1 protein-coding gene is annotated in these 2,433 nt (G+C 36.3%); it reads left to right on the top strand.

All coding sequences use genetic code 11. The annotated features are described in order from the left end of the window. The coding region (locus AC3DU7_RS12360) for a heavy metal translocating P-type ATPase (protein ID WP_488039644.1) at positions 1 to 1,933 on the top strand (1,933 nt) is incomplete at its 5' end. Positions 1,934 to 2,433 lie beyond the last annotated feature (500 nt).

Below are 2,433 nucleotides of genomic sequence, written 5' to 3'. Positions count from 1 at the left end.
TCCCATGACTCAAAAAAAATTTTCTCTACCTAAATACTTCCAATTTGTTCAGTCTTATCCAGAAGCATTTGCGGCAGCTACCTGTGCTTTACTGGTTATTTTAAGTTGGTTTTGTTTGCAACTAAATTCGATTGGTTTAGCACTATTTATTCTAGCAGCAGCTTATGTCATTGGTGGTTATGAAAGTGCTAAAGAAGGTTTAACTACTCTCTGGTCAGAAAAAGAATTAGATGTTGATTTGTTGATGATTGTTGCTGCTTTGGGAGCTGCTGGTTTAGGTTTATGGCAGCGAGAATATCACTTAATAATTGATGGAGCAGTGCTAATTTTAATTTTTGCTATTAGTGGCGCTCTAGAAACTTTTGCAATGGAGCGAACAGAACGTAACATTCGCAAGTTAATGGGTATTACTCCCGATACTGCCAGAGTCATCATTAATAATCAAGAAAAACAAGTTCCCATCAATGAGTTAAAAATCGGAGATTTAGTATTAGTAAAACCAGGAGAACTTATCCCAACAGATAGTATTGTTTTTGAAGGGAATAGTACCGTCAATCAAGCTCCAATTACAGGAGAGTCTTTACCAGTTGATAAAACTGTAGGCAATGAAGTTTTTGCAGGTACATTAAATGGAAATGGTGTATTAAGATTAGAAGTAAATAAGTCTCCAGAAAGTAGTTTGATTCAGCGCGTAATTCGTTTAGTTGAACAAGCTCAAACAGAAACCCCACCGTCTCAGAGATTTATTGAAAAATTTGAAAAAACCTATGCCAAAATTATCGTTATCTCTGGAATATTGTTGGGAATTTTACCGCCATTTTTGTTAGGTTGGAGTTGGGAAACGACAATTTATCGCGCTCTAATTTTTTTAGTAGTAGCTTCTCCTTGTGCTTTAATGGCATCAATAATGCCTACTTTATTATCAGGTATTGCTACAGGAGCGCGTCAAGGAATTTTATTTAAAAATGGCGCTCAATTAGAAATGATTGGAGAAATAAAAGCGATCGCTTTTGATAAGACTGGAACTTTGACTACTGGAAAACTCCAAGTTGTTGATATTATCCCTGCTAAAGATAAGTCAGAAATAGAAGTTTTAGAATTAGCTGCTGCCCTAGAATCTTGTTCCGAACATCCCATAGGAGAAGCTATTATCCAAACAGCAATTAGAAAAAATATTCAATGGCGTTCGGCAACTAATGTCGCTGCCAAAACTGGCGCAGGAATTACGGGAGTTGTCGATAGTCAAATTATTGTAGTAGGCAAAGAAAATTTAATTAGGTCAGAAATAAATACTGGCTTCAATTCTCAGTTATTAGCTGAAAGTAATCGCCTGCAACAACAAGGAAAAACAGTTGTTTGGGTAGCTGAAGATAGAGAAATTATCGGCTTAATATCTGTTGCCGATACGGTGCGTTTAGAAGCTAAAAAAATGATAAATAAGCTCAAATCTTTAGGCATTGAATCTATAGTTATGCTGACAGGAGACAACAAACAAACTGCTGATACTGTTGCCCAACATCTTGGCATAAACATAGTTTATTCAGAGTTATTACCCGAAGATAAATTAACAGTAATTAAACGATTCCAACAAGAAAACAAAAATGTAGCAATGGTGGGAGATGGTATTAACGATGCTCCGGCTATTTCTCTCGCTACAGTTGGTATTGCTATGGGAGGTGCCGGTAGTGATGTTGCTTTAGAATCAGCAGATATAGTGTTAATGGCAGACCGCTTAGAAAAATTAGTTGAAGCTATAAGTTTAGGTCGTCGCGCCAACCGTATTATTAAGCAAAATATTACTTTTGCTATTGGATTTATTTTCCTATTATTGGTCGCTAACTTTACTGGAAATATTAATATGCCTCTGGGCGTACTAGGCCATGAGGGATCTACAGTTTTAGTAACATTAAGTGGTTTACGCTTGCTAAAGTGACATTCTCTCTCGACTGAAGTATGAGAGATTCCTAATGCTCTAATGTCCGGTAGCATTGGTATTGTAAAAGTAAGGAAGAAGGAAGAGGGAAGAAGGAAGAAGAAAAAAGGCTTTAGTTATCTAGAACATAAAACTTAAAAGAAAGTAAGGAAGAAGGAAGAGGGAAGAAGGAAGAAGAAAAAAGGCTTTAGTTATCTAGAACATAAAACTTAAAAGTCAGAAAAAACTTAAATTTTCTGTAGATATTCACACTTGAGTTTATACAAACGATACCAGCGGACATGATATGATATATGACTTAAAAACTGGTATTGAAGCAATTCCCATACGACTCCTGACTTCCCCTCCTGGGAGGGGCGGGGGTGGGTGACTCTTAAGAAATAGTCTAACTATTTGTAGTAAATATTTATCAAATTGGTATTACAAAAATAACTTCTAACTTCTAACTTTTGACTTTTGACTTTATTACTGCCATTCACCCTGCAAAGTAAACGCCGCCC

The sequence above is a fragment of the Okeania sp. genome, from assembly GCF_983059655.1.
Note: the sequence above shows the minus strand (reverse complement) of the source record. Positions and strands in the feature narration are given on the sequence as shown.